At 74.1% G+C, this 25012-nt stretch carries 17 protein-coding genes and 2 tRNA genes; 9 read left to right on the forward strand and 10 right to left on the reverse strand.

What is annotated here, in order from left to right:
* Positions 1-47: 47 nt before the first annotated feature.
* Entirely contained in the window at positions 48-1439 is a 1392-nt protein-coding gene (locus LHA35_RS10620; RefSeq protein ID WP_226608098.1) for an amidase, read from the reverse strand.
* Between the two features lie 29 nt (positions 1440-1468).
* Positions 1469-2230: a sulfite exporter TauE/SafE family protein gene (locus LHA35_RS10625; protein WP_226608100.1), complete on the reverse strand. Its 762-nt coding sequence runs from the start codon at positions 2228-2230 to the stop codon at positions 1469-1471.
* A 92-nt stretch (positions 2231-2322) separates the two neighbouring features.
* Here LHA35_RS10625 and LHA35_RS10630 point away from each other — a divergent pair, with 92 nt between their 5' ends.
* Positions 2323-2703 (forward strand): DUF2171 domain-containing protein, encoded by a 381-nt coding sequence (locus tag LHA35_RS10630; protein ID WP_226608101.1) that lies wholly within the window; start codon positions 2323-2325, stop codon positions 2701-2703.
* A gap of 147 nt (positions 2704-2850) precedes the next feature.
* Positions 2851-3777 (forward strand): BKACE family enzyme, encoded by a 927-nt coding sequence (locus tag LHA35_RS10635; RefSeq protein WP_226608103.1) that lies wholly within the window; start codon positions 2851-2853, stop codon positions 3775-3777.
* A gap of 89 nt (positions 3778-3866) precedes the next feature.
* Here the strand turns inward: LHA35_RS10635 and LHA35_RS10640 are convergent, their stop codons facing one another.
* Positions 3867-4475, reverse strand: a complete 609-nt coding sequence (locus LHA35_RS10640) for a hypothetical protein (protein WP_226608104.1) — start codon at positions 4473-4475, stop codon at positions 3867-3869.
* A 36-nt stretch (positions 4476-4511) separates the two neighbouring features.
* On the opposite strand from LHA35_RS10640, the gene LHA35_RS10645 reads away from it, so the two are divergent.
* From LHA35_RS10645 to LHA35_RS10660, 4 genes are all read left to right on the forward strand, one after another.
* Positions 4512-5342 carry an aldo/keto reductase gene (locus tag LHA35_RS10645; protein WP_226608106.1) on the forward strand — a complete coding sequence of 277 codons (831 nt, stop codon included), beginning with the start codon at positions 4512-4514 and terminating at the stop codon, positions 5340-5342.
* Between the two features lie 3 nt (positions 5343-5345).
* Entirely contained in the window at positions 5346-5603 is a 258-nt protein-coding gene (locus LHA35_RS10650) for a hypothetical protein (protein ID WP_226608107.1), read from the forward strand.
* Positions 5604-5761: 158 nt separating this feature from the next.
* Positions 5762-7378: a flavin-containing monooxygenase gene (locus tag LHA35_RS10655; protein ID WP_226608109.1), complete on the forward strand. Its 1617-nt coding sequence runs from the start codon at positions 5762-5764 to the stop codon at positions 7376-7378.
* A gap of 15 nt (positions 7379-7393) precedes the next feature.
* Positions 7394-8446, forward strand: a complete 1053-nt coding sequence (locus LHA35_RS10660) for an alpha/beta fold hydrolase (RefSeq protein WP_226608110.1) — start codon at positions 7394-7396, stop codon at positions 8444-8446.
* Between the two features lie 131 nt (positions 8447-8577).
* Here LHA35_RS10660 and LHA35_RS10665 read toward each other — a convergent pair whose 3' ends face one another.
* The 6 genes from LHA35_RS10665 to LHA35_RS10690 form a co-directional block, all read right to left on the reverse strand.
* Entirely contained in the window at positions 8578-9468 is an 891-nt protein-coding gene (locus tag LHA35_RS10665; RefSeq protein WP_226608113.1) for a DMT family transporter, read from the reverse strand.
* Entirely contained in the window at positions 9465-10706 is a 1242-nt protein-coding gene (locus LHA35_RS10670) for a capsule biosynthesis protein (RefSeq protein ID WP_226608115.1), read from the reverse strand. Before LHA35_RS10670 ends, LHA35_RS10665 begins: the two co-directional genes overlap by 4 nt.
* 235 nt (positions 10707-10941) lie before the next feature.
* On the reverse strand, positions 10942-11742 hold the full coding sequence (locus LHA35_RS10675) for a formyltransferase family protein (protein WP_226608117.1): 801 nt from the start codon (positions 11740-11742) through the stop codon (positions 10942-10944).
* Between the two features lie 25 nt (positions 11743-11767).
* A complete protein-coding gene (locus LHA35_RS10680) occupies positions 11768-13087 on the reverse strand; it encodes an aminotransferase class I/II-fold pyridoxal phosphate-dependent enzyme (protein WP_226608120.1) in 1320 nt (439 codons plus the stop codon).
* A 280-nt stretch (positions 13088-13367) separates the two neighbouring features.
* Positions 13368-20705 (reverse strand): type I polyketide synthase, encoded by a 7338-nt coding sequence (locus LHA35_RS10685; protein ID WP_264185469.1) that lies wholly within the window; start codon positions 20703-20705, stop codon positions 13368-13370.
* Positions 20702-21994, reverse strand: a complete 1293-nt coding sequence (locus LHA35_RS10690; RefSeq protein WP_226608122.1) for a glycosyltransferase family 4 protein — start codon at positions 21992-21994, stop codon at positions 20702-20704. Before LHA35_RS10690 ends, LHA35_RS10685 begins: the two co-directional genes overlap by 4 nt.
* 239 nt (positions 21995-22233) lie before the next feature.
* Here LHA35_RS10690 and LHA35_RS10695 point away from each other — a divergent pair, with 239 nt between their 5' ends.
* Positions 22234-22665 carry a hotdog fold thioesterase gene (locus tag LHA35_RS10695; protein ID WP_226608123.1) on the forward strand — a complete coding sequence of 144 codons (432 nt, stop codon included), beginning with the start codon at positions 22234-22236 and terminating at the stop codon, positions 22663-22665.
* A gap of 218 nt (positions 22666-22883) precedes the next feature.
* A tRNA-Thr gene (locus LHA35_RS10700) sits at positions 22884-22958 on the forward strand.
* Positions 22959-23645: 687 nt separating this feature from the next.
* Here LHA35_RS10700 and LHA35_RS10705 read toward each other — a convergent pair.
* A tRNA-Gln gene (locus tag LHA35_RS10705) sits at positions 23646-23719 on the reverse strand.
* A 176-nt stretch (positions 23720-23895) separates the two neighbouring features.
* Here LHA35_RS10705 and LHA35_RS10710 point away from each other — a divergent pair.
* Positions 23896-25005, forward strand: a complete 1110-nt coding sequence (locus LHA35_RS10710) for a Ppx/GppA phosphatase family protein (protein ID WP_226608124.1) — start codon at positions 23896-23898, stop codon at positions 25003-25005.
* Positions 25006-25012 lie beyond the last annotated feature (7 nt).

A 25012-nucleotide genomic window follows, 5' to 3' on the forward strand; every position in this document is an offset into this window, starting at 1 on the left:
GGTATTCCCCCCGCGCCCCCCATCCATTTCTGTGATTCTGGCATCCGTCAGGCTTCGATGGGTGGCACGGACTCCAGCAGCCAGCGGGCGATCGCCGCGGCGCGGGCATCCTGCGTCGGCTGGGCCATGACCTGCACGCCCACCGGCAGGCCGCCCACCGCCAGCAGCGGCACCGTCACCGCCGGGGCGAAGAGCATCGAACTCGGCGCGTTGAAGACGAAGTCGCCGGTGGGCCGCGGCGCCAGGGGCTGGCCCGGAACATCGCCTTCCCAGATCGGTGCGGGGCCGGGGCAGGCGAGGGCGATCACCGCATCCGCCAGCGGCGCGATCCGGGCGTGGCGCGCCTGCGCCTCCTCCCGCGCCGCCAGCGCCGCCTGGTAGTCGGCGACCGTCATCGCCTCCGCCTTCGCCAGCACGCCCCTGGCGCGGGCGCTGATGCCCTCCGCGTCCTGGTCCAGCAGGTTGCGGTAGGCCCAGCGGTTCTCCCAGCCGGTCAGCGCATTGCAGACCGCGCGGCCATCGGCGATGCCCTGCTCGAAGCGCTCGACCAGCGGATGGTCGGCGCGGCGGAGCAGCGTGACGCCAGCCGCCGTCACGCGGGCCAGCAGCGCCTCGAAGGCGCGCTTGCTGGCCTCGTCCAGCGCGGCCCAGCCCTCGGTTTCCATCACGATCAGCCGCTCCGGCCGCAGCGCCGCGGGAGGCGCCGCCGGGCCGCACAGCGCCACCTTCCCCGGATCGCCGCCGACGCGGGACGCGATCGCCATCGCCACCAGCCAGGCATCCTCGACGCAGCCGGCATGGGGGCCATGCGTGCTCTGGCTCGTCGCCTGCCGCTCGCCGCGGTTGATGGCGCCCTGGCTCGGCTTCAGCGCGACATTGCCGCAATAGGCCGCCGGCCGGATGATGGAGCCGCCCACCTGCGTGCCGATCGCCGCCGGCACCATGCGCGCGGCGACCGCGGCGGCGGAGCCGGAGGAGGAGCCGCCCGGCGTGCGTCGCGCATCGAAGGGGTTGGTGCTCGGCCCCGGATGCGCGCCGCCGAGTTCCGTCGTCACGGTCTTGCCGAGGATGACGGCGCCGGCCTCCCGCAGCGCCCGCACCGCGGCGTTGTCGCGCTTCGGGAAATTGCCCCGGTAGGCGGCACAGCCCATCTCCGTCGGCATGTCGCGCGTCTCGAGCAGATCCTTGATGCCGATCGGCATGCCATCGATGGGCGAGAGCGGCTGCCCGGCCTTCCAGCGCGCCGTGCTGGCATCGGCGGCCTCGCGCGCCCCGGCGTCGTTCAGCGCGGCCCAGGCGCGCACCACCGGTTCGCGCTCGGCGATCGTCTCCAGGCAGCGCTCCAGGAAGGCGCGCGGCGTGTCCGTGCCGTCGCGGAAGGCGGGCGCCTGGTCATGCCAGGTCAGCGCACGGAAGCTCGTTGGCGAATAGCGACTCATCCTTGGGTTCCTCCTCCGGTCGCGCGATCCTATCGCAGCACGCCGTCCCAGACAGGCAGGCCGAGCAGCGCGGCCAGCGCGATCATGCCGTAGCAGGCCAGGCGGAAGGCCCGCTCGGTCGCCAGCCCGAACATCCGCGCCCCGCCCCAGATGCCGAGGCCATAGGCCGGCGCCGCCACCAGGAAGGGCCCGAGCAGCGCGCCGTCCAGCAGCCCCGCCACGGCATAGGCGATGCCGGCGAAGACCGCCCCCGCCGCCAGATAGAGGCCGAAATTCGCCCGCAACTGCCGCGCCGCGCCCTCGCGTCCCAGCAGATAGGCCATCACCGGCGGCCCGCTGACCATGGCGACGCCGCCCAGCACGCCGCCCGCGACCCCCACCCCCAGCGTCACCGGCCGCGAGGGCGCCCCGCGGAACCGCCAGCCCGAGGCCAGCAGGCCGAGCAGCCCCAGGATCAGCAGTGCCACCCCCCAGCGCAGCGCCAGCGGATCGGCCAGCGCCAGCACCAGCGCGCCGAGCGGCGTGCCCAGCGCGGCACCGGCCGCCAGCCATCCCACCTCCCGCCGGTCGGCCAGCTTCCAGGCGCCCGGCGTCAGCGCCGCGATCGCCACCACCTCCAGGGCCAGCATCAGCGGCGCCGCCCGCTGCGGCCCGATCGCGACGGCGGCGAGGGGGACGAAGATCAGCGCCGCGCCGAAGCCGGAGAAGCCGCGCGCGAGTCCCCCCGCCAGCGCGCCGCCGAGCAGCCAGGCCAGCGCCGCGCCCTGCGGCAGTCCGGGGAGGAGGTCCATCCGGCCGATCCTCGCCTGCCATGCCGCGTCCGGAAAGGGGCGCATCTGTCGCAGCGCCCATTCGTTGAAGCGGCGGACGGGGAGGCAAGACCATGGATCTGAGCAATATCCGCCACGGGATGGAGGTGGTCGGCGCGGACGGCCAGCCCCTCGGCAGCGTCGACCATGTGGAGCACAACCGCATCAAGCTGCGCCGCAACGATCCCGGCGCGGGCGGGCAGCATCACTGGCTGCCGCAGGACATGATCGCGAAGGTGGACGGCAATACGGTTCGCCTGACCATGCCCGCCGAGCAGGCCCGCAGGGCCTGGCAGGGCGGGGCCGCGGAGTCGCCGGCCGGGGAGGGGCGCGCCGGCATGGGGGACGCGCAGACCGGCACCGGCGGCCAGTCCATGGCGCATGCGCAGGAGACGCCCGGCACCCGCCCGGACCAGCCTGTGCCGGGCGGGCCGAGCCGCGACATGCGGCACTGACCAGCGATAGCCCCGGCTGGAGGCCGCCGGGGCGCGGCTGACCGTGACGGGGGCGGCGCCGACCCCAGCGGAAGGCAAAGGCCCCGGCTTCACGCCGCGCCCCATCCCGGGGAGAATGGCGCCATCCGAACCGGAGGAAGACGCGCCATGGCCAAGGTCATCATCAGCTGTGCGGTGACGGGGGCGATCCATACCCCGAGCATGTCCGACCACCTGCCCATCACGCCGCAGGAGATCGCCGAGCAGTCCATCGCCGCCGCCGAGGCCGGCGCCGCCATCCTGCACCTGCATGCCCGCGACCCGAATGACGGCCGCCCGACGCCCGACCCTGCGGTGTTCATGCAGTTCCTGCCGGTGATCAAGCAGTCCACCGATGCGGTGATCAACATCACCACCGGCGGCGGCCTCGGCATGTCGCTGGATGAGCGGCTCGCGGCGCCGCTGCAGGCGAGCCCGGAGATGTGCTCGCTCAACATGGGCTCGATGAACTTCAACATCGCGCCGAGCGCCGCGCGGGTGAAGAAGTGGAAGTACGAGTGGGAGAAGCCCTATCTCGAGAACACCACCAACTACATCTTCCGCAACACCTTCCAGGATATCGAGCAGGTGGTGGAGCGGCTGGGCAAGGGCCACGGCACCCGCTTCGAGTTCGAGTGCTACGATGTCGGCCACCTCTACAACCTCGCCCATATGCTCGACCGCAAGATCGTCGAGCCGCCGCTCTTCACCCAGACCATCTTCGGCATCCTGGGCGGCATCGGCGCCGAGCCGCGCAACCTGATGTTCATGAAGGAGACGGCCGACCGGCTCTTCGGCAAGGACTATGTCTGGTCCGTGCTGGCGGCGGGGCGCAACCAGATGCCCTTCACCACCATGGCGGGCATGCTGGGCGGCAATGTGCGCGTGGGGCTGGAGGACAGCCTCTGGATCGGCAAGGGTCAGCCGGCGAAGAGCAATGCCGAGCAGGTGGCGAAGATCCGCCGGATCCTGGAGGAGTTGAGCCTGGAGATCGCAACCCCCGCCGAGGCACGCGAGATGCTGGCCCTGAAGGGCGGCGACCGGGTGAAGTTCTGACCGCCTGACCCGCAGGGGCGCCGGGTGGCGGCATCCGGCGCCCCGATCCACTCCAGGGCTCCATCGAGGGGGCCGCTGGCCTGCGGCCCTCAATTCGTCCCGAAGAACCGGAACAGCCGCTGCAGCATTTCCCGCCCATCGAAGCCCTCCGGCTCGCGCCCCGGCTCCGGCGGCGCCTCCCGCGCGAAGCGGGCGAGCGCGTCCTTCGTGCCGGCGAGGCGCAGCTCGGTCGGCTCCGCCGTGCTGGCCTGGCCGGTGCCGCCGACGATCCGGACCAGCGCCCGGTCGGCCGCCAGCAGCTCCTGCTCGGCCCGCGCCGCATCCTCGGGCCGCGGGGCGCAGACCACGCTGCGGCCCTCCAACGCGCAGGGCATCTCGAACAGCTTGTTGGGCGGGAAGCGGAGCTGCGCCGTGCCGGTCAGGGCAAGCAGCCCGCGGGAGGCGCCCTCGATCGTCAGCTCCCGCGCCGTGACCGCGGGAACCAGCCGGCCGCGCCGGTCGATGACCTCCAGCGCCAGGCCGGGCGTCGCGCCGGTTGGCTTTTCGACCCAGTCCCTGTGGCGCAGCACGCAGGCGGCGCGGTCGGTCATCGGGTCCTGCCGGCAGGACAGGCGCCAGGAGCCGATCTCCACCGGCGTCTGGGCGAGCGCGGCGAAAGGGGCGGCGAGGGCGAGGAGCAGGGTTGCGGCGCGGATCATGGCCCCGATGATACCGGGGGAAGCGGAGAGCGCGGAATGACGGTTGTGCGGTTGCCGGATGGCACGGAGGTCCCGGCGCTCGGCCAGGGCACCTGGCATATGGGGGAGCGGGGCTCCGACCGGGCGCGGGAGGCAGCGGCGCTGCGGCTCGGGCTCGATCTCGGCATGGTGCTGATCGACACGGCGGAGATGTATGCCGAGGGCGGCGCCGAGGAGGTGGTGGCGGATGCCATCGCCGGCCGGCGCGATGAGGTCTTCCTCGTCTCCAAGGTCTATCCGCACAATGCCGGCGGGAAGAAGCTGGAGCAGGCGCTCGCCCGTAGCCTGAAGCGGCTGCGGGTCGAAACGCTCGATCTCTACCTGTTGCACTGGCGCGGCTCCATCCCGCTGGCCGACACGGTCGAAGCCATGGAGCGGGCGCGCGAGGCCGGGAAGATCCGGCGCTGGGGCGTCTCCAACCTCGATGTCGATGACCTGGAGGAGCTGGGCCCCGCGCTGTCGGACTGCGCCACCGACCAAGTGCTCTACAACCTGGAGGCGCGGGGAATCGAATTCGACCTGCTGCCCTTCTGCCGGCAGCGCGGCATGCCGGTGATGGCCTATTCGCCGGTGGGACAGGGGGGCACGCTGCTGCGGGATGCCGCGCTGAAGCGGGTCGCGGCCCGGCATGGCGTGACGCCGGCCCAGGCGGCGCTGGCCTGGACGCTGCGCGGCCCCGGCGTGATCAGCATCCCGAAAGCCGCGGACCCCGCGCATGTGCGGCAGAACGCCGCGGCGCGCGACCTCCGGCTGACCGCGGAGGACGAGGCGGAGCTGGACGCCGCCTTCCCGCCGCCGAAGCGCAAGCGCTCGCTGGCAATGCTGTAGCTGATGCCCCGCCTGCTTGGCTTCGCGCTGCTGCTGCTCGCGCTCGGGCTTGCGCTCTACGCCGCATGGTCCGGCTGGAGCGCGGCGGGCGATGTCGGGATCGGCGCCCATGGCGTGGTGGCGATGCTGCTGGGCGCCTTCTTCAGCCTGCTGCTGGCGGGTGGGCTGATCGCGCTGATGCTGTTCAGCCGGCGCCGCGGCTACGACCAGGCGGCGGCGGATGCCATGCCGCCACGGCGGCGCCGGCCGCCCGAGGACTGAGGCGACACAGCTTCGGGGCGATGTGGAGAAGGGAAGCGCGACCAGGGCGCGCATCCTGACTGCCTGACGCATGCGGTGCTTGAATCCGCAGCGGCGATTGCCCGACAGTCCCTGCATCGCCTGCGGCACGACAAGCAGGCAGCAAGGGAGGACATCGCATGGCCCAGGCCAGGCCTGACTTCGACGCTGTCGTCATCGGCGCCGGATTCTCCGGCATGCACGCCCTGAAATCCCTGCGCGACCGGCTGGGCCTGAAGGTCCGGGTCTATGAGGCCGGCGAGACGGTGGGCGGCACCTGGTACTGGAACCGCTATCCCGGCGCGCGCTGCGATTCCGACAGCTACATCTACTGCTTCACCTGGGACAGGCAGTTGCTGCAGGACTGGGAGTGGTCCGAGCGCTACCCCGAGCAGCCGGAGATCCTGCGCTACCTGGAGCATGTGGCGAAGCGGCACGACCTGAAGCGCGACATGCGCTTCAACACGCGCGTGACGGGCGCCGAATTCGACGAGGCGAACGACCTCTGGACCATCCACACCAACCAGGATGAGACGGTGACGGCGCGCTTCCTGATCACCGCCGTCGGCACGCTCTCCCACCGCAACATCCCGCAGGTGAAGGGGCTGGATCGCTTCCAGGGCCGCTGGTACCACACCAGCGCCTTCCCCAAGGGCGGCGTGGACTTCACCGGCAAGCGCGTGGCGGTGGTCGGCACCGGCGCGACCGCGGTGCAGGCTATCCCCGTCATCGCGCAGCAGGCCAAGCAGCTCACCGTCTTCCAGCGCACCGCCAATTACTGCGTGCCCGCGCGCAACGGCAAGGTGGACCCGGAGGTCGTGGCGGCCCGCAAGGCGGAGTATGACGACATCGTCCGCCGCATCCGGGAATCCCCCTTCGGGCAGGAACACTACCCGATCCCGAAATCGGTCTTCGACGTCACGCCGGAGGAGCGGGAGCGCATCTTCGACGCGATGTGGGACAAGGGCGGCTTCGCCTTCTGGATCGGCAATTTCCAGGACATGCTCTCGAACCCCGAGGCGAACGAGATCTGCGCCGACTATCTGCGGCGGCGCATCCGCCGCACGGTGAAGGACCCGGAGGTGGCGGAGCGGCTGATCCCGAAGAGCCACTACTACGGCACCAAGCGCCAGCCGCTGGACACCAACTACTACGAGACCTTCAACAAGGACAACGTGCTGCTGGTCGACGCGAAGACCGATGGCGAGATCGAGGAGATCACCGAGCGCGGCATCCGCGCCGGCGGCAAGGAGTACGAGGCGGACATCATCGTCTTCGCCACCGGCTTCGATGCCATGACCGGCCCGCTGAAGGCGCTGAACCTGCGCGGCCGCGGCGGCCGGAAGCTGGAGGAAGCGTGGCAGGACGGGCCGCACACCTATCTCGGCATCGCCGTCGCGGGCTTCCCCAACCTCTTCACCATCACCGGGCCGCAGAGCCCCTCCGTGCTGACCAACATGCCGGCGGCGATCGAGCAGCATGTGGAGTGGGTCACCGACTGCATCGAGGCGATGCGGAAGGAGGGACGCAGGCGGATCGAGGCGGAGTCGGAGGCGCAGGAGGCCTGGGGCCGGCACGTGAACGAGGTGATCAGCGGCACGCTCTTCCCCACCGCCAACTCCTGGTACATGGGCGCGAACATCCCGGGCAAGCCGCGCACCTTCCTGCCCTATCTCGATCCCGCCGGCCTCGGCGGCTACCGCAAGCGCTGCGAGGAGATCGCGGCCAGGGGCTATGAAGGCTTCGCGCTGGCCTGAGGGGAGGGGACGGTCATGGAGAACGCCTACTACTCGCAGGCGGTGCACGGCCCCTTCGAGTTGCACGACATCGGCAATCTGGAACTCGAGGAAGGCGGCACGATCCGCGGCTGCAATCTGGCCGTCGCCACGCATGGCCGGCTGAACGCCGCGAAGGACAACGCCATCCTGGTGCCGACCTGGTATTCCGGGACCAACAAGATCCTGGAGCAGGTCTTCATCGGGCCCGGCCGCGCGCTGGACCCGGAGAAGTATTGCATCATCGTCGTCAACCAGATCGGCAACGGTCTCTCCTCCTCCCCGCACAACACGCCGGCGCCGGCCGGGGCGGGGCATTTCCCGCGCGTGCGCATCGGCGACGACGTGCGCGCACAGCACCGCCTGGTCACGCAGGTGCTGGGGCTGGAGAGGCTGGCGCTGGTGGTCGGCGGCTCCATGGGCGCGCAGCAGACCTATGAATGGGCGGTGCGCTACCCGGAGATGGTGCAGCGCGCCGCGCCCATCGCCGGCACGGCGCGCAATACCGAGCACGACTTCCTCTTCACCGAGACGCTGTGCGAGGCCATCACCTCCGACCCCGGCTTCGCCAGGGGCTTCTACCGCTCGCCCGAGGATGTGCGGGAGGGCCTGCTGCGCCATGCGAAGATGTGGGCGGTGATGGGCTGGAGCACGGAGTTCTTCCAGGCGAAGCGCTACCGGACGCTCGGCTTCTCCTCGCTCGACGACTTCATCGTGAACTTCATGTTCGCCTATTTCAGCACCATGGATCCCAACAACCTGCTCTGCATGGCCTGGAAATGGCAGCGCGGCGATGTCAGCCGCATGACGGGCGGGGACCTGCGCGCGGCGCTCGGGCGGATCAGGGCGAAGACCTTCGTCATGCCGATGAGCTCGGACATGTTCTTCCCGCCCGCCGACTGCCAGGCGGAGTGGCGGCTGATCCCGGATGCGGAATTCCGCCCGGTCGAGACCATCGACGGCCATCTCGCGCTGTTCGGGGCCGACCCGAATGCGATCGCGCAGATCGACCGGCACCTGAAGGAGCTGCTGGCGGCGAAGGTGGCGTAGGGCGGAGGGCCGTTCGGGCTGTCATGCCTGGCTCATGGCGTCCCGACCCGCGGCGGGTGCCGCGCAGCCAGGGCCCGGAGGGCCGCCGGCGTTCGAGGCAGGCCATGCGTCAGCATGTCATGCGCCAGGCATCAGCGCGCTGCCGGCCCCTGCAGCAGCCAGACCGCGGCGGCGCCGAGCAGGACCGCCGCGGCGAGGCCGGGCGTCGGCGCCTCCCCCAGCAGCCAAGCGGCGCCGAGCGCGGTGACGGGCGGGACCAGGAAGAACAGCCCCGTCACCTGTCCCGCCGCGCCGCGCCCCAGCAACCAGAGCAGCAGCAGCGTCGCGCCCACCGAATTCGCCAGCACGGTCCAGAGGAAGGGCGCGAGGAATGCCGCGCTCCAGTCGATCGCACCCGGCCCGCCGGCCTCCAGCGCCAGCCAGCAGGCGGCCATCACCGCCGTGCCGGCCGCGAGCTGCACCGCAGCCGCGCCCAGCCCCTGGCCACCGCCGCCGAAGCGCTTCTGCCACAGCGCCGCGCCGGCGCCGCCGGCCAGCGCGATGGCCGCCAGCAGCATCACCATCGTCCCGCCGGTGCCGCCCGAGAGCTTCTCCCCCACCACCAGCAGCACCGCGCAGAGACCGAGCACCGCCGCCGCCAGCCGGCGCCGGGTGAAGGCCTCCCCCAGCAGCGGGGCGGCGCCGAGGGCGGTCGCCACCGGAATCAGCCCCACCACCAGCCCGGCGATGCCGACCGGCATGCCGAGCGCGATGCCGGCATAGATCCCGGCGTAATGCGCCCCCTGCAGCAGCAGCCCGACCACCACCGCATGGAACAGCGCCGCGCCGCGCGGCCAGGGGGCACGCCAGAGCAGCGCCAGCAGCGCCAGCACCGCGGCGGCCAGCGCGAAGCGCAGGCCCGTCACCGCGAAGGGCGGCCCGTGCCGGATCGCCATGGCGCCGCCGAGGATGCCGGAGCTCCAGAGCGGCACGAAGCCGGCCGCCGCCGCCCGGCCGATCCAGGCAGCTCGGGTCTCGCTCAAAGAATTACATCCGGCAGCGGCTGGTTCACCATGCCCAGATGCAGCCGCCGCACCGCCCCGGCCACCGCCACATCCAGCCCGGGCCGGCCGTAGAACCGCCCGCGCACATGCAGGCAGGCGGCGATGGCGCGGAGGAAGGCATCCGCGAGATGCGGCTCGGGCGGCGGCGCGGCCTGCCAGAAGGCATCGCGCTCCCCCAGCCAGGTGAGGCCCGGCACCTGGTAGATCGCCCGCCCCAGCGCCATGACCGGCCGGCCGAGCGCGATCGCCTGCACCGCGAGGGTGCTGTTGATGGTGACGGTGCCGCGGCAGGCGAGGATCGCCGGCTCGGCCGGCAGGGCGCCGTCCAGCAGATGAACCCGGCCCGCCAGCCCGGCTTCCGCCGCCAGCCGCGCCAGCCTCGATCCCCAGCGCTTCAGCCCGGGATCGAGCGGATGCACCTTCACCAGCAACCGCCCGTCCGCCGGCGCGCCGCGGGCGAAGCTGCCGAGCACGGCCCGCAGCGCCGAATCATTGTCCGCGAAGTCGGAATAGGCGCGGATGGAGTAGTCGTTCTCCATCTGCATGGCGAAGAGCCAGAGCGGCCCGTGCGGCGCCAGTTCGGCCAGCAACCGCGCCGCCTTCGCCGTCTCCGCCCGGCGCCGCCACAGCCGCAGCCCGGTGCCGAGATAGGCCGGCACCGGATGGTGCAGCAGGTAGCTCTCGTAATGCGGGAAGGGCCAGGGCAGCAGGGAAGCGAGATGGGCGGTCACGTCCCAGCGCGCCTGCAGGGCGAAATCGTCCGCGTAGCGCGGCGTGGGGTCGATCGCCGGGCAATTCTCGGCCAGGGTCAGGATCGCCGCCGGGTCGCGCGGGAAGCGGCTGCCCGCGCCCATCGCGTCGCGCTCCAGCACGATCCAGTCGGGGCGGAGATAGCCGTAATCCGTCACCGTCACCGCGATGCCGCGCGCCCGGGCCTCGGCGATGGCGACGAGGTGGTAGGGCCGCTGCTCGCCGAGCAGGACGAGGTCGGTGACCTGCTCCCGCTCCAGATAGGCCGCGATGAAGCCCGGCCAGTCCATGGCGCGGCCGCGAAAATCCGTGGCATCGCTGCCGTCCCAGAACAGCCGGTCGCCGAGGCTGAGATTGATCCGGCGCGTCTGGTGGCCGAGCGCGCGCAGCCCTGCCGCCATCTCGGCGAAGAAGGGGCCGATCGGGCCTTGCAGGAACAGGAAGCAACGCGGCGGTGGGGACGGCATGCGGGGCGTATGTTCCGGCGCGTTTGTCGGAAAGGTTGATTGCCGGCCGGGGCGGCGCGGGTCAAGCCGTGGCCGCGGTGCCGCCGCCCGGCCCGCCGCGGGCAGCACGGCCATGTTGCCCTTGCCTCCGCAGAATCATGAGTGGGGCTGCGGCGGCCTGTCGGCCCCGGCGCCCCGGCTCACGTCCATCCGCTGTCGTTCTTTGTTTTTCGAGCGGAGTCAGGCTCCTTGGCGTTCACGCCCGTCCGCGATCCGCTCCGTGCCAGGCGGCGCGCAGGTCCGCGCCATCCACCAGCCGCCTGCCGCGGGCGGCCAAGCCGCGCAGCAGGGCGGGCGGCGGGAAGGGGCAGTAGGGCAGCGGCGCCACCGGCCGCTCCTCGGCCGTGCCGGCCGCGAGGGCCGCCAGCACCTCCGCCAGCAGCGGCACGCCCGCTAGGTGCAGCGCCCGTGCCGCGGCGCTGGCCGTCACGCCGGGGGGCAGCGGGACCTCCCGCTGGGCCAGGATCCCGCCGGCATCGATACGCGGCACCAGGCGGTGCACGGTGACGCCGAATCGGGGCGTCGCCTCGGCCAGTGCCCAGAGGGTCGGCACCGGGCCGCGATGCAGCGGCAGCAGGGAAGGATGCAGGTTGATCCCGCCGAGCGGCGCCAGCGCGAGCGTCCCGGCCGAGAAGATCTGGTCGAAATGGAAGGAGAGGATCAGGTCCGGCCGCGCCGCCCGCAGCGCCGCCACGGTCTCCGTCCCGTTCACGTCCCGCACCCGGTGCAGCGGGATGCCCCGCGCGGCGGCGAGGCTCTCCAGGCGCGAGGGACCCGGCCGCAGCCCGGGCAGGGCGTAGTTCGCCCAGAGAAAGGGCAGCAGGCGCGGGCCGGAGCGCCGGAGATGCCGCCAGCCCTGCCGCAGCGGGCCGCCGGCCCCGGGGCGGAAGGGGTCGGAGCGGCCGAGCAGCACCACCTGCGCCGCATGGTCCCGCAGGAAGGCCGCGACCGCCTCGGCATTCGGCGCGGCCTCGAGCGTGAAGAGGGCGATGCGCACGGGTCAGGCGGAGGGCAAGCGCCTGCTACACCACGCGCGCCACGGCCGCCCCGCCCCGCGCCGCGACCAGGGCCGCAACGGTGCGGGCGATCTCCTCCTCCGTATGCTCGGCCGAGAGGAAGAAGCGCAGCCGCGCCGAACGCTCCGGCACTACGGGGAAGAGGATGGGCTGGACGTTCACCCCTGCCTCGAACAGCGCCGCCGCCATCCGCGCCGCGGCGACCGAACTGCCCAGGATGACCGGCACGATGCCGAGGCCGGCCGAACTGCCCGTGTCGAATCCCGCCTCCCGCGCCAGCCGCAGGAACAGGGCCGCGTTCGCCTGCAGCTTCGCCACGCGCCAGGGCTCCGCCTGCATCGCCTGCAGCGAGGCCAGCGCGGCGGCGGCGAGCGGCGGGGCGAGCCCGACCGAATAGACGAAGCCCGGCGCCGCATGCCGCAGCAGGTCGATCAACGGCTGTCTTCCGGCGATATAGCCGCCGCAGGCCGAGAGCGTCTTGGACAGCGTACCCATCCAGATATCGACCGCATCGGGCGCGATCCCGCATTGCTCGAAGCTGCCCCGGCCCGTCGCGCCAAGCACGCCGAGCGCATGCGCCTCATCGACCATCAGCAGCGCATCATGCTCGCGCGCCAGGGCGGCGAAGCGCGGGAGGTCGGGCACGTCGCCATCCATGCTGTAATGCCCTTCCAGCACCAGCAGCGCGCGGCCGTGCCGCCGGCGATGCGCCGCCAGCTCGCGTTCCGCGGCCCGCCAGTCATTGTGCGGGAAGGCGACGCGCCGCGCGCCCGAAAGCCGTGCGCCTTCCGCCGCCGAGTTGTGGATGAGCTGGTCGTGCAGGATCAGGTCGCGCGCGCCCATCAGCTGGCCGATGACGGTCACGTTGGTCGCATGGCCGCTGACGAAGGTAAGGCAGGCTTCCGCCGCATAATTCGCCGCCAGCGCCGCTTCCAGCGCGCCATGCACCGGCCGCTCGCCGGAGGCGAGGCGGGAGGCGGAGGCGGAGACGCCATGCCGGTCGATCGCCGCCTTGGCCGCCGCGGCGATGCGCGGATCGCCGTTCAGGCCGAGATAGTTGTAGGAGGCGTAGTTCAGGAAGTCCCGCCCGCCGATCACGGTGCGGGCGCCCGCGACGCCCTCATGCGGCCGGAAATACGGGTTCTCCAGCCCGAGCGCCGCGCCCGCCTCCCGCACCATCTCGATGTCGCGCAGGCCGGGGAGCGTGGAGAGGTCCCGGCCCGGGCTCTCGGCGGGGGCCGCCTCGTCCTCCTTCCCGCCGCGGCGGGACAGGCGCTGCAGCAAGGCGGTGCGGGCCGTGGCGGAAAGGCCGAAGGACTGGGTCATGGCGCGGCGAGCCTCTGCCGGCCGGGCCGGCCGCCGGCAAGCCCTTGCCCGGGCCCGCAACGGCCATGGCAGGGCCGCGGGCCAGCCGGCAGACCCCATGGCCGCCAGCCCGCGGTCATCCCCCGGCGGCCGGGCCGGGGAGGCCGGGGCAGCGGGATCCGCGCCACGGGTCCGCCGCAGGCGGCGTGGACCGCCCGGCCGCGCGCCGCCAACCCCATCCGGGGCTTTCCGCGGCAGGGCCCGCGCCGCATGGCTCCGGCGGATCCGGCGCGCTCCGCCGTCATGCCGCCTTCACCGATGGTCCGGCGGCCAGGGCAGGCTCATGCGCCGCGAGCAGCAGCTCGGCCGCCACCTCCTCCGGCGCGGGGGCATCGCGCAGCGCCTCCGCCAGGCGACGCGCCAGGCTGTCCACCGTCAGCGTGTCCGTCACCGCCGAGAGCGGCACCGGCATGCCCAGCCGCTGCTCCAGCGCGAGGCGCAGCTCCATCCCGCCCAGGCTGTCGAGGCCGAGGCTGCCGAGCGGCGCCTCCGCCGCCACCGCCGCCGGTGGCAGCCGCAGGATGCGGCCAAGCTCGCTGGCAAGCGCCTCCCGCAGCAGGGCGAGCGCCTCCGCCTCCGGTGCGGCGCGCAACCGGGCGCGCAGGTCACCGGCATCGCCCGCCGGTGCCGCGGCGCTGCGCACCGCCTCGAAGCAGGGCTCCTCCAGCACCGCGAGCGCCGCCCGCGCCTCGCCCCAGGCCAGGCGCGCATGGCCGAGCACCGCGGGCCCGGCCGCCAGCAGCGCGGGCAGGGCAGCCAGCGCCTCCTCCGCCGGCAGGGCGGTGGCGCCCAGACGGCGGCGCAGGATCTCCGCCGTGCCGGCCTCCGCGGCCAGGATGCCGGCATCGGCGATCGGGCCCCAGGCGATCACGCTCGCGGGCCTGCCGGCGGCGCGGCGGCGGCGCGCCAGCGCCTCCAGCGCCGCATTGGCCGCGACATAGGCGCCCTGGCCGGGATTGCCGACCGCGACCGTCGCCGAGCCGAACATCAGGAACAGCGCGAGCGGATCCCCGGCGGTCAGCGCATCGAGGCTCTCCGCCACCGCCAGCTTGGCGGCCAGCACGCGCGCCGCCCGCCCGGCCTCCATCGCCGCGGCCGCGCCATCCGCCATGACGGCGGCGGCATGCACCACGCCGCGGATCGGCGGCAGGGTGGCGCGGATGCCCCGCAGCGCCCGGTCGAGCGCAGCCGCATCCGTCGCGTCGCAGGCGATGAGGTTGGCCTTGGCGCCAAGCGCCGCCAGGTCGCGGATGGCGGTCTCCGCCCCCGGCGTCTCCGCCCCGCGGCGGGAGAGCAGGGCGAGGTGCCGCACCCCCTGTGCCGCCAGCCAGCGCGCCGTGGCCAGGCCGAAGCCCTGGGTGCCGCCGACCACCAGCACCGTGCCGCGCGCCGCCTGCTGCAGGGCGGGCGCCCGGCGGGGCAGGGCCGCGGCGGCCGGCGGGCGCACCACCAGCTTGCCGATATGGCCGCTCGCCTGCAGGGTCCGGAAGGCGGTCTCGACCTCCGTCGCGGCGTATTCGGTGGCGGGCAGCGGGCGGAAGGTGCCGTCCCGCAGCCGGTCGGCGATCGAGCGCAGCAGCCGTGCCGCGACCTGCGGCCGGGCGCGCGGCAGCTCGTCCACATCCACTGCGAACCAGGTGACGTTGCGCCGCATCGGCCGCAGCGCGACGCGGCGGTTCTCGGCGAAATCGCGCTTGCCGAGCTCGAGGAAGCGGCCGAAGGGGCGCAGCAGCGCTATGGAGCGCTCCATCGCCTCGCCGGCCAGCGAGTTCAGCACGACATCCACGCAGCCTTCGTCTGCGCCCCGCCCGCCCCACGCCGCCCGCAGCGCGTCGGCGAAGCCGGCATCGCGGCTGTCCAGCACCAGCTCGGCGCCGGCGGCGCGCAGGAAGGCCCGCTTCGCCGGGCTGCCCGCGGTCGCCGCGACGCGCGCCCCGGCAGCCAGCGCCACCTGCAGCGCGGCGAGGCCGACCGCGCCGGCGCCGCCATGCACCAGCACGCGCTCGCCCGGCTCGATCCGCGCCAGCTCCTCCAGCGCATGCACCGCCGTGAGGAAGGCGACCGGCACGGTCGCGGCGGCGGCCGGGTCGATGCCATCGGGTAGCGCCGCCAGCGCTTCCGCCCGCGTCACCGCATGGGTGGCGAGCGCCCGCGGGGCGACGCCGAAGACGCGCTCGCCCGGGGCGAAGGGCACGCCCGCACCGGCCGCCTCCACCACGCCCGCGCATTCCATGCCGAGGCCGGGGCCGGCGAAGCCGGGCAGCAGCGCCTCCTCTGGCAGCAGGCCCTGCGCCCACATCAGGTCGCGGAAATTCACGCCCGCCGCCTCGATCCGGATCGCCACCTCGCCCGGGCCGGGCGGGGGCAGGTCGAGCGGCGCCCAAGCCAGCGTGCCGAGCTGGCCGGGCTGACCGATGCGCAGCGCCGCCGGCCCGGCGGGCGGCGGGGCAGGCGGCAGGCCGGGACGCAGGCGCGGCACCAGCCGCGCCGCGCGGGTCAGCGTCACCTCGGCCTCGGCATCGCCCTCGGCCAGCAGCTCGCCCGCCAGCCGGCGCGCCGCCACCTCCGGCGTCAGGCCGGGGTCGAGGTCGATCCGGCGCGGCTTCAGCCCTGGATGCTCGTTCGCCAGCACGCGGCCGAGGGCGAAGCAGGCGGCGGCGGCCGGGTCATGCGTGCCCGCCTCCGGCTGCTGGCCGCCGGCCGTGACCAGGCGGAAGCCCTGCGCCGCGCCCTCCGCGGCCGCGGCCAGCCGGCCGAGCGCGGCGAGGCTCGCGGCGAGCGCGTCCCCGCCGCCGGCCAGCGCCACCACGAGGCTGCCCTGCAGGGCGGCGGGCGGGGTCCGGGCGGCCTCCGCCAGGTCATGCGCCGCGACCGTCGCGCCGCGCGCCTGCAGCAGCGCGGCCAGCGGGCCACGCAGCCAGCCCATGGCCGCATCGGCGAAGAGGGCGATGCGCCGCAGCTTGGGCGCGGCCAGCACCGCCGCGCCGTCCGGCGCCCGGGCGGCGAGCAGCAACGCCGGCCAGGGTGCGCCGGAGAGCGGCGTGCTCGCGGCCTCCCCCCAGCCGGCCTGGACGAGCGATGCCTCCCAGCCCGCGGCGGTCGGCAGCGGCGAGGTGCCGCCGGGCCCCGACCACCAGGCCGGGTCCTGGCCGCAGCAGAGATCGAAGACCGGGTTGGGAAGCGGTTCCACCAGCAGCAGGGCGGCACCGGGCGCGGCGGCCTGGCGCAGCACCTCCGGCAGCAGCGCACCGGCCCGCAGCCGGGCCCCGGCACCGAGACCGATGACGAGGTCGGCGGCGAGCGGTGGCGGCTCCGCGCCCAGCGGATCCCAGGGGAGGGCGGCATAGTCCAGCCCCGGCATGGCGGGCGGCGTCGCGGGGCCGGGACGGCCCGGCAGGCCGGCGGCGATGAAGCGGACCGCGCGGCCGGAGGCGGCGAGCGCCGCGGCGAGCCGCGCGGTCAGCGGCCCGGGGCCGGCGCCGACCTCCAGCACCCGCAGCGGCAGGCCGGACGGCCAGGCCGCGGCGAAGGCGGCCACCGCCTCGGCCAGCACCGCGCCGAGCCGCGCCTGGCCGGCGCTGTTGGCGGGCGGGCCCTCGGTGAGGGCGGGCTCGGCCGGGGTCTGCCAGTCGGCCAGCGCTGCCGGCAGCCGCTCGGCCGCCAGGGCCGCCCAGGCCAGGTCGGGCGCCAGCACCGGCTGCTCCAGCAGCACCTGCCGCCAGATCCCCTCTGCCGGCGGCAGGTCGGGCGCCGGGACAGGGCGCAGCCCGGCCGGGCCGGGCACGGCGAGGCCCCCTTCGGCCAGCGCCGCCAGCAGGGCATGGGCCTGCGGGCCCGCAGCCGGCGCGGCCGAGAGCGCGGCATGCGCCGCGGCGGCGCAGAAGCCCTCCAGCAGCATGGCGGCCTCGCCCAGTTCGAGCGCGGCGTCCTGGCGCTGCGCGGTGGCAAGGCAGGGGCCGAGCGCCGGCCGCGCGCCGGCGGGCTGGCCGGGCAGGGGCGGGGCGGGCAGCAGCTCCACCCGGAAGGCGGCCTCCGCCGGGTCGGCGCGGCCGGGCAGGCGGATACGCTGGAGGGTGCAGCCTTCCAGCACCGCCACCGGGGTGCCGGCGGCATCGCGCAGCAGCAGGTCGGCGGCGGCGCTGCGCTCCCCGCGGCTGGCCAGCGCGATCTCGGCCTGTCCGGCCGGCGCGGCGCCGGCGCGGACGACCAGGCGGGCGACGCGGACGGGAACGATGCCGGTGCCGGCTTCCGTGGAGCCGTCCGCCAGCAGCCCGACCAGCCCCTGCAGCGCGCCGTCCAGCCGGGCAGGGTGCAGCAGGAAGCCGTCATCCGCCGGCGCCGCCTCCGGCCGGCGCAGCCGGACCGCGGCGCGGCCGGCGGCAGGCTCGATCACCGCATGATCAAGGGATTCGAAGGCCGCGCCGTAATGCAGCCCGGCGGTGGCGGCGAGGCGGCGGATCGCCTCCCCCTCCAGCCGCATGCCCTGCGCCGGCGCCGGCGGGGCGGCGGCGGGCAGGGCGGGCAGGGCGGCCACTGCCGCTTCCAGATGCAGGGTCCAGGGTTCCGGCGCCAGGCGGCGGCGGGATTCCAGGGTGAATCGCCCGGCCTCGTCGAGCGTCGCGCGCAACTCGCGGGCATGCCCGGCCTCCAGCGGCAGGGCGGCATGGATCGCCGCCTCGCGCAGCTCGATGGCCGCGGCCTCCGGATGGCGGGCGCGGCCGGCGGCCAGCGCCATCTCCCACATCGCCGCGGCGGGCAGCACCGGCTCCCCAGCCAGGCGGTGGTCGGCCAGCCAGGGCTCCAGCGCGGTGTCGATATGCCGGCTCCAGTGCCTGGCTTCCGCGCCGCGGCGGAAACCGAGCAGCGGGTGCTCCGCCGGCGGCGCGACGGCCTCCACCGCCTCCACCGTGGTGCCGAACCAGACGCGCTGGCGCTCGAAGGGGGTGTGCGGCAGGCCGCGACGCGTGGCGGGGCCGGCGAAGGCGGGGCCCTGGCGCGGGTCGGCGCCAGCCGCCCAGGCGCGGTCGGCAATCGCCGGGAAGGGGTCGGCCGCGGGGTCGCGGCGGGAGAGGCTGGGCAGGATCGCCGCCTCGGCGCCCGCGGCGCGCAGGGAGTCCCGCAGATAGCCCTGCAGCACCGGGTTGGGCCCGATCTCCAGGAAGAGGCAGGGGCTGCGCCCGGCCGCCTCCCGCATGGCTGCCAGGAATTGCACCGGCGCCCGCAGGTTGCGCCACCAATGCTCCGGCCCGCAGGCGGCCGGGTCGAGCGACGCGCCGGTCACGGTCGAGATCAGTGGCCGCTGCGGCGGCTGCGCCCGGAGGCCGGCCAGGTCGGCCAGCAGCCCTTCCCGCAGCCCGTCCATGGCGGTGCTGTGGAAGGCATAGTCGAGATCGAGGGCGAGGAAGCTCCAGCGCCGCTCCGCCGCCGCCGCCTCCAGCCGCGCCAGCAGGGGCGCCGGGCCGGCGACGGTCAGGCTCTCCGGCGCGTTGATGGCGGCGATCTCGATGCCGCGCCCGTCCAGGGTGCCGAGGGAGTCCAGCACCGGCAGCGCCGCCTCCGCCGAGGCGCCGAGGGCGGCCATGCGGCCCTGGCCGCGCGTCCGGGCCTGGTGGCGGCTGCGCGTGGCGACGAGGCGGGCGGCCTCCGACAGCTCCAGCATCCCCGCGGCGGCGGCGGCCGCGACCTCGCCGACCGAATGGCCGAGGCAGAGGGCGGGGCGGATGCCCTGCGCCGCGAGCGCCGCAACGATGCCGTGCTGCACGGCGAAGAGCAGCGGCTGGGCGACCTCGCTGGCCGCGAGATCCGCGGCCGTCACGCCGGCGGCGAGCCGATCCGTGACGGACCAGCCGAGCAGGGGGGCAAGCGCCGCATCGGCCGCCGCGACGCCCGCGGCGAAATCCGGACTGGCGGCGAGCTGCGCCTGCGCCATGCCGGCGAAGGGCGCGCCATTGCCGCTGAAGATGAAGGCGATGCCCTGGCCCGGCGCGGCGGCACCCTGCGCCGCGGCGCCGGCCTTGCCCGCCTCCCAGGCCGCGAGGCCCTCGGCGAGGGCGGCCGGATCGTCGCCGCGCAGGGCGAGGCGCTGCGCCCAGGGGCCGCGATGGCGGGCGGCGCCGCGCAGCAGGGCAGGCAGCGCCGGGGCGGGCGTCGTGGCCAGCCGGTCCCGCCAGGTGGCGGCCAGCGCCTTCAGGCCGGCGGCGCTGCGGGCCGAGAGCAGCAGGGGCGGCAGCCGCGCGCCCGCCGGCTCGGCCTGCGGCTTCGGCGCGGGCGCGGCGCCGAGCAGCACGGTTGCGTTGGTCCCGCCGAAGCCGAAGCTGTTCACCCCGATGACGGCACGGCGGCGGCCGGGTAGCGGCTCCAGCCTTGTCGGCACGCAAAGGCCGAGGCCGGCGAAATCGATGTTCGGGTTCGGCGTCTCGAAATGCAGGGAGGGGGGAATCTTCCCCTCCTCCAGCATCAGCAGGCCCTTGAGCAGCCCGACCATGCCCGAGGCCGGCTCGGTATGGCCGATATTTGTCTTGGCCGAGCCGATCGGCAGCGGCCGGCCGGCCCGGCGGCGGCCGATCGCCGCGCCGATCGCCGCGGCCTCGATCGGATCGCCGGCGGCGGTGCCCGTCCCATGCGCCTCGAAATAGCCGAGGCGCTCCGGCGCGACGCCGGAATCGGCCAGCACCTGCTCCAGCAGCGCCTGCTGCGCTGCCTGGCTGGGGAGGGAGATGCCCATGGTGCGGCCGGCGGCATTCACGCCGCTGCCGAGGATGACGCCGCGGATGGCATCGCCCGCCGCCAGCGCATCGGCCAGCGGCTTCAGCAGCACCAGGCCGGCGCCTTCCGCCCGCACATAGCCATCCGCCCGCGCGTCGAAGGCATGGCAGCGGCCGGTGGGGGAGAGCATCCCGGCCTTGGCGAAGCCGAGGAAGGGATAGGGCGCGAGCAGCAGGTTCACCCCGCCCACCAGGGCGGCCGGGATGCGGCCGGCGCGCAGCGCCTCGCAGGCCCAGTGCAGGGCGACGAGCGAGGAGGAGCAGGCGGTGTCGATGGTCTGCGCCGGGCCGCGCAGGTCGAAGACATGGCCGATGCGGTTGGCCAGGATCGACAGCGCGCTGCCGGTCATGAGGTAGCGGTCGCCCGAGGCGGGGTCGGGCTGCCGCAGGTCGCCGTAATCGGTCAGCGAGCCGCCGATGAAGACGCCCGTCTCCGTGCCGGCGAGGGCGCCCGGCGGCAGGCCGGCATCCTCCAGCGCCTCGGCGGCGACTTCCAGCAGCAGGCGCTGCTGCGGGTCCATCTCCGCCGCCTCGCGCGGGGAGATGCCGAAGGCACCCGGGTCGAAGCCGGCCACGTCGCCGAGCGTGCCGGCGGCGAAGGTGTAGGACTTGCCGGGCTCGCCGCGCCGCGGATGGGCGAAGAGGCGCTGCTCGAACCGGTCGGCCGGCAGGGTGCCGACGGCATCGCGGCCTTCCGCCAGCAGCCGCCACCAGGCGGCAAGGTCCGGCGCCCCCGGCAGGCGGCAGGCCGCCCCGACGATGGCGATGGCCTGCGCTGCCCGCCGCTGCGGCGGGCGCTGTCCGTGGCGGCTCATGCCGGCATGGCGCCCACCGGCGCCGGCTGGCTATGGCGTGTCGCGATGGGGGCGAGGGCCGGGCGGGGCTCGCGCACCGGCTTGCCGGTCACCTCGGCGAGCAGGGCATCCACTTCGGCGAAATGCGCCTCCCAGTCCGGGGCGTGCCAGTGCCGCAGCCGGGCGAGCTGGGCGGCGCGCGCCGCGCTGTCGGGCCCGGCATAGTCGAGGATGGCGCGGCGCCAGCCGAGTCCGTCCAGCGGATCGAGATAGTCGGGGACATTCCCGCCGACCTCGCGCAGCGCCGGCAGGTCGCTGCAGATGGCGGGCACGCCGAGCGCCAGCGCCTCGGCCAGCGGCAGGCCGTAGCCTTCGGTGAAGCTCGGGAAGAGCAGGGCGCGGGCGCCGGCGAGCAATTCGGTCACCTGGCTGTCGGGCGGCGTGCCGATCTCCTGCACCAGGCCGCGCAGCGCCTCGCACCGGTCCAGCAGGCTCAGCACGCTGCCATTCTCCCAGCCGCGGCGGCCGCAGAGCAGGAGCCTCGGGCTGGTGCGCCCCTCCATCGCCAGGTCGCGCCAGAGATGCAGTAGGAGCTGATGGTTCTTCCGCGGCTCCACCGTGCCGAGGCAGAGGAAATAGGGCTCGGTCGGCAGCAGGGCGGCGGGGCGGCGCAGGGGCCGGATGCCGAGCGGGGCGATGGCGATGGGCGGGGCGGGGCGGCCATGCGGCGCGAGATGGGCGCGCAGCGCGGCCTCGGTCGCCGCCGAGTTCACGATGACGCCGTCCGCGAGGGCCGCGGTGTTGGCGATGCGGGCGGCGTGGCGCGCGGCTTGCCGGGGGCGGGTGTACTCCGGATGGGTCAAGGGGATCAGGTCATGGATCAGCGGCACGAAGCGCGCGCCGGCGCGTCGGAGTTCTCCGATCGGCCCCTGGCGGTCGAGCGAGCGGTGCGAGACCAGCAGGAAGACCGGGTTGCGCACGCTGCGCAGGCGGCGCTGCAGGCTCGCCCGGCCGCCGCCCCGGGCGAGCCCGGCCTGCAGGCCGAGCGCGATGCGCTGCGCGCGGCGCAGGCCGCGGCCGGGCGGGGCGCCGTGTTCCCATACCTCCTCTAGCGCGTCGAGCAGCGCGGCCACACGGTCCCGCGGCAGGGCGGCGAACCAGCCCCAGAGGCTCTGCGCGGTGAAGGTGACGTCCTGTTCCGGCCCGGACAGCCAGCGTCGGGCATAGGCCATTTCGACACGATCGATGCCGGTGGGGGATTTGCGGTGCACGCAGGACAGCAGACGCGAGACATCCAGGACGATGTGCACAGGGCCCCCGAAAGCTGCGCCGGCCGGCAGGGTTGCGTCAGAGCGCCGGAAGAAGTCGCGGGCCTGGCCGCGGGCGACCGGTCCATGGGATTCTGTAGGGCTGCTCACGACTCTTCTTACGATAAAGTAATAAAACTGTCAACTGGGAGTTGATGGATTCGGCCGATGTCTGGTCCGGTTTGACAGGGAGGCACAGGCCGCCATCCTGCTCGCCGCGAAGCGGGAGAGGGGGCGGGGCCATGGGCATCTGGAAGCGGGCGATGCCGGCGGAGAGTTTCGGCGAGCGCCACGCGGCGACCCTGCCCGGCTTGCTCGGCATCCGGCTGGTCGAGCTGGGCGAGGATTACGCCCGTGCCACGATGCCGGTGGATGAGCGCCATATCCAGCCCTTCGGCATCCTGCACGGCGGGGCGAGCGTAGTGCTGGCGGAGACCATCGGTTCCGTCTGTGGGACGCTGGCGCTGGATGAGGGCTGGATGGTGGTGGGACTCGAGGTGAATGCGAACCACCTGGCGCCGGTGCAGAAGGGGGACACGGTGGAGGCGCTGTGCCGGCCGTTGCAGATCGGCCGCACCGTGCAGGTCTGGCAGATCGAGATTCGCCGGGGCGATGGGCGGCTGACCTGCATCTCCCGCCTCACCACCGCCGTGCGTGAGATGCGGGCAGGCTGATCGGGGGTGATGCCGGGCGCAATCGGGCCTGGACATGGGCCGTGTTGGCTCCTCATCCGCGGGCAGCGTCCTGCCGCCCCTGAGGCGCGAGGATGCCAGGAGAATTCTTACCGCTGGGTTGCCCGAATGGCGGCGCCGGCGCCTTCGACGAGGATGACGCGAAGGGGTTGCGCGATCGGGGACGAGCCGTTAGAGAGCCCGGGCTTCCGGACCGGCAAGCTGCCGTAGCTCAGTGGTAGAGCACTCCCTTGGTAAGGGAGAGGTCGAGAGTTCAATCCTCTCTGGCAGCACCATCCGAGCCCATCAAAGTGTCTGGCAGGCTTCCAGCCATACAAGAAGCTGCTGCAAGCGGCCCTTCTGTGACACGTCAGGCGCCGCATCCCAGGACCGGCGTGCATCCCGTCTCCGCAAGGCTGTCCCGGCGCCGCGCCGCCCTGAGATCGGCAGGCGGGAGTTGATCCTCAGCCTCCCTACCCAGGACGCAGCCGAAGCCCGTAGGCGGGTGCCTGATGAACTGCAGGAGCCGGAGGCGCGGCTTGGCGATGGCTTGCGCCGCCTCGGCTCCAGGCCCGGGCCCGTCCGCGAAGGGGCGACCAAGGGCCGGGTCTTGTCGAGTAGTCCGTCCACCGGCCTGGCGCGCAGGGTGAGCCGCCAAGGTCCCGCCCATCTGCTCCAGGGCTGCCCGCAGGTACCCCGACAGGATCGCGTTCAGGCCCGGGCGCCGTCCTTCACGGCAGTCCTCGCCCTTGCCGGCGTGTGCTGAAAGATGTTGCCCAGAATCGCGGTCCGGCGCTCCGCCTCCCGGTCGTGCCGAGTGCTGAGGCTTACGGCGAACTGGCCCTGCGACTTGCCCGAGAGACAATGACGGCGGTGATATTTACCACCACGTCGCGCGGAATGGGACGGTTCGGACCAAACGAAGCCTCGGCGCGCTGGCCGGCTCGTCTAAGCCCTGAGATTTCCTGCGTATTCGAAGCGGCTGGCTGGGGGACCTGGATTCGAACCAAGGCTGCCGGAGTCAGAATCCGGAGTTCTACCGCTAAACTATCCCCCAAGCGGGTCCTGCGCGCCTCCTCGGCGGCAGGGCGGGTCCTATACATCCGCCCGCGACGCTCCGCAACCTCCCTGCTGTCGAAAGCGCTTGCCCCTCACCCCACATTACAGGACGATGGATCAGCACTGCCGCCCGAAGCGGCACCAACACGGAGGTGGGCCGAAGCGCCCCGCGCCATGCCAGACGACACCGCCATCCTCGGGCTGACAGAGCCGCCGGATCCCGCCCCGGAGCGGCATGGTGGCTATGCGGCCCGGTGCGGCACCGTCGTCTCCGCCTATGCGGCGCTCGACCTCGGGACCAATAATTGCCGCCTGCTGGTCGGCGCCCCAACGGGGGGCGGCTTCCGCGTTGTGGACAGTTTCAGCCGCATCGTCCGGCTGGGAGAAGGGCTGGCAGCCACCGGCCGGCTCTCCGAGGCAGCCATGGACCGCGCCATCGCCGCCCTCTCCGCCTGCGCGGACAAGCTCTCCCGTCGTCCCGTCCGGCAATTCCAGGCGGTGGCGACCGAGGCCTGTCGCCGCGCCCATAACGGCCCCGCCTTCCTCGCGCGTGTCGAGGCCGAGACCGGCCTGCGTCCCCGCATCATCTCGGCGCGGGAGGAGGCGGAACTGGCCATGGAGTCCTGCTCCCCCCTGCTGGAGGAGCATGACCGCCGGGCGCTGCTGTTCGATATCGGCGGCGGCAGCACCGAGATCGCCTGGATTCGCGTTCCCGCGGCCGGTGCCCGTCAGGGCCACGCCTCGGCCGAGCTCATCGGCTATGTCTCCATGCCGCTCGGTGTCGTCACGCTGGCCGAGCGCGTCGGCGCCTCCTGCTTCACCCAGGAAGGCTTTGCCGCCGTGGTGGAGGAGGTGGCGGAACATCTCCGCCGCTTCGACCGGGTCCATTGCATCGGGCAGGAAATCCGCTCCGGCGGCGTCCGGCTGATCGGTACCAGCGGCACGGTCACGACGCTCGCGGGCGTCGCGCTCGCCCTGCCGCGCTACCGCCGCCCCCTGGTGGATGGCCGGATCCTGGACACCGAGACGGCCGACCAGGCGCTGGGCGACCTCTTCGCCCTGGGCCGGGCCGGCTTGGCGGCCCATCCCTGCGTCGGGCCGGAGCGGGTTGATTTCGTCCTTCCGGGCTGCGCCGTCTATGCCGCCATCCGCAGGGTCTGGCCGGTGCCGACCCTGACCGTTGCCGATCGCGGCCTGCGGGAGGGCATGCTGCTGCGTATGATCCGCGGCGACCGCTATCCTCGCGATGGCCGTTCCGCCCTGGCGCGTCGCCACGGGCCCTAATTTTCGG

This window comes from Roseicella aerolata, assembly GCF_020523605.1.
GTDB lineage: Bacteria > Pseudomonadota > Alphaproteobacteria > Acetobacterales > Acetobacteraceae > Paracraurococcus > Paracraurococcus aerolatus.

What these genes read in the sequence shown, in the direction of transcription:
- LHA35_RS10620 (WP_226608098.1), bottom strand. Translation starts at nt 1,439, where the DNA reads ATGAGTCGCTATTCGCCAACGAGCTTCCGTGCGCTGACCTGGCATGAC.
- LHA35_RS10625 (WP_226608100.1), bottom strand. Translation starts at nt 2,230, where the DNA reads ATGGACCTCCTCCCCGGACTGCCGCAGGGCGCGGCGCTGGCCTGGCTG.
- LHA35_RS10630 (WP_226608101.1), top strand. Translation starts at nt 2,323, where the DNA reads ATGGATCTGAGCAATATCCGCCACGGGATGGAGGTGGTCGGCGCGGAC.
- LHA35_RS10635 (WP_226608103.1), top strand. Translation starts at nt 2,851, where the DNA reads ATGGCCAAGGTCATCATCAGCTGTGCGGTGACGGGGGCGATCCATACC.
- LHA35_RS10640 (WP_226608104.1), bottom strand. Translation starts at nt 4,475, where the DNA reads ATGATCCGCGCCGCAACCCTGCTCCTCGCCCTCGCCGCCCCTTTCGCC.
- LHA35_RS10645 (WP_226608106.1), top strand. Translation starts at nt 4,512, where the DNA reads ATGACGGTTGTGCGGTTGCCGGATGGCACGGAGGTCCCGGCGCTCGGC.
- LHA35_RS10650 (WP_226608107.1), top strand. Translation starts at nt 5,346, where the DNA reads ATGCCCCGCCTGCTTGGCTTCGCGCTGCTGCTGCTCGCGCTCGGGCTT.
- LHA35_RS10655 (WP_226608109.1), top strand. Translation starts at nt 5,762, where the DNA reads ATGGCCCAGGCCAGGCCTGACTTCGACGCTGTCGTCATCGGCGCCGGA.
- LHA35_RS10660 (WP_226608110.1), top strand. Translation starts at nt 7,394, where the DNA reads ATGGAGAACGCCTACTACTCGCAGGCGGTGCACGGCCCCTTCGAGTTG.
- LHA35_RS10670 (WP_226608115.1), bottom strand. Translation starts at nt 10,706, where the DNA reads ATGCCGTCCCCACCGCCGCGTTGCTTCCTGTTCCTGCAAGGCCCGATC.
- LHA35_RS10680 (WP_226608120.1), bottom strand. Translation starts at nt 13,087, where the DNA reads ATGACCCAGTCCTTCGGCCTTTCCGCCACGGCCCGCACCGCCTTGCTG.
- LHA35_RS10685 (WP_264185469.1), bottom strand. Translation starts at nt 20,705, where the DNA reads ATGAGCCGCCACGGACAGCGCCCGCCGCAGCGGCGGGCAGCGCAGGCC.
- LHA35_RS10695 (WP_226608123.1), top strand. Translation starts at nt 22,234, where the DNA reads ATGGGCATCTGGAAGCGGGCGATGCCGGCGGAGAGTTTCGGCGAGCGC.
- LHA35_RS10710 (WP_226608124.1), top strand. Translation starts at nt 23,896, where the DNA reads ATGCCAGACGACACCGCCATCCTCGGGCTGACAGAGCCGCCGGATCCC.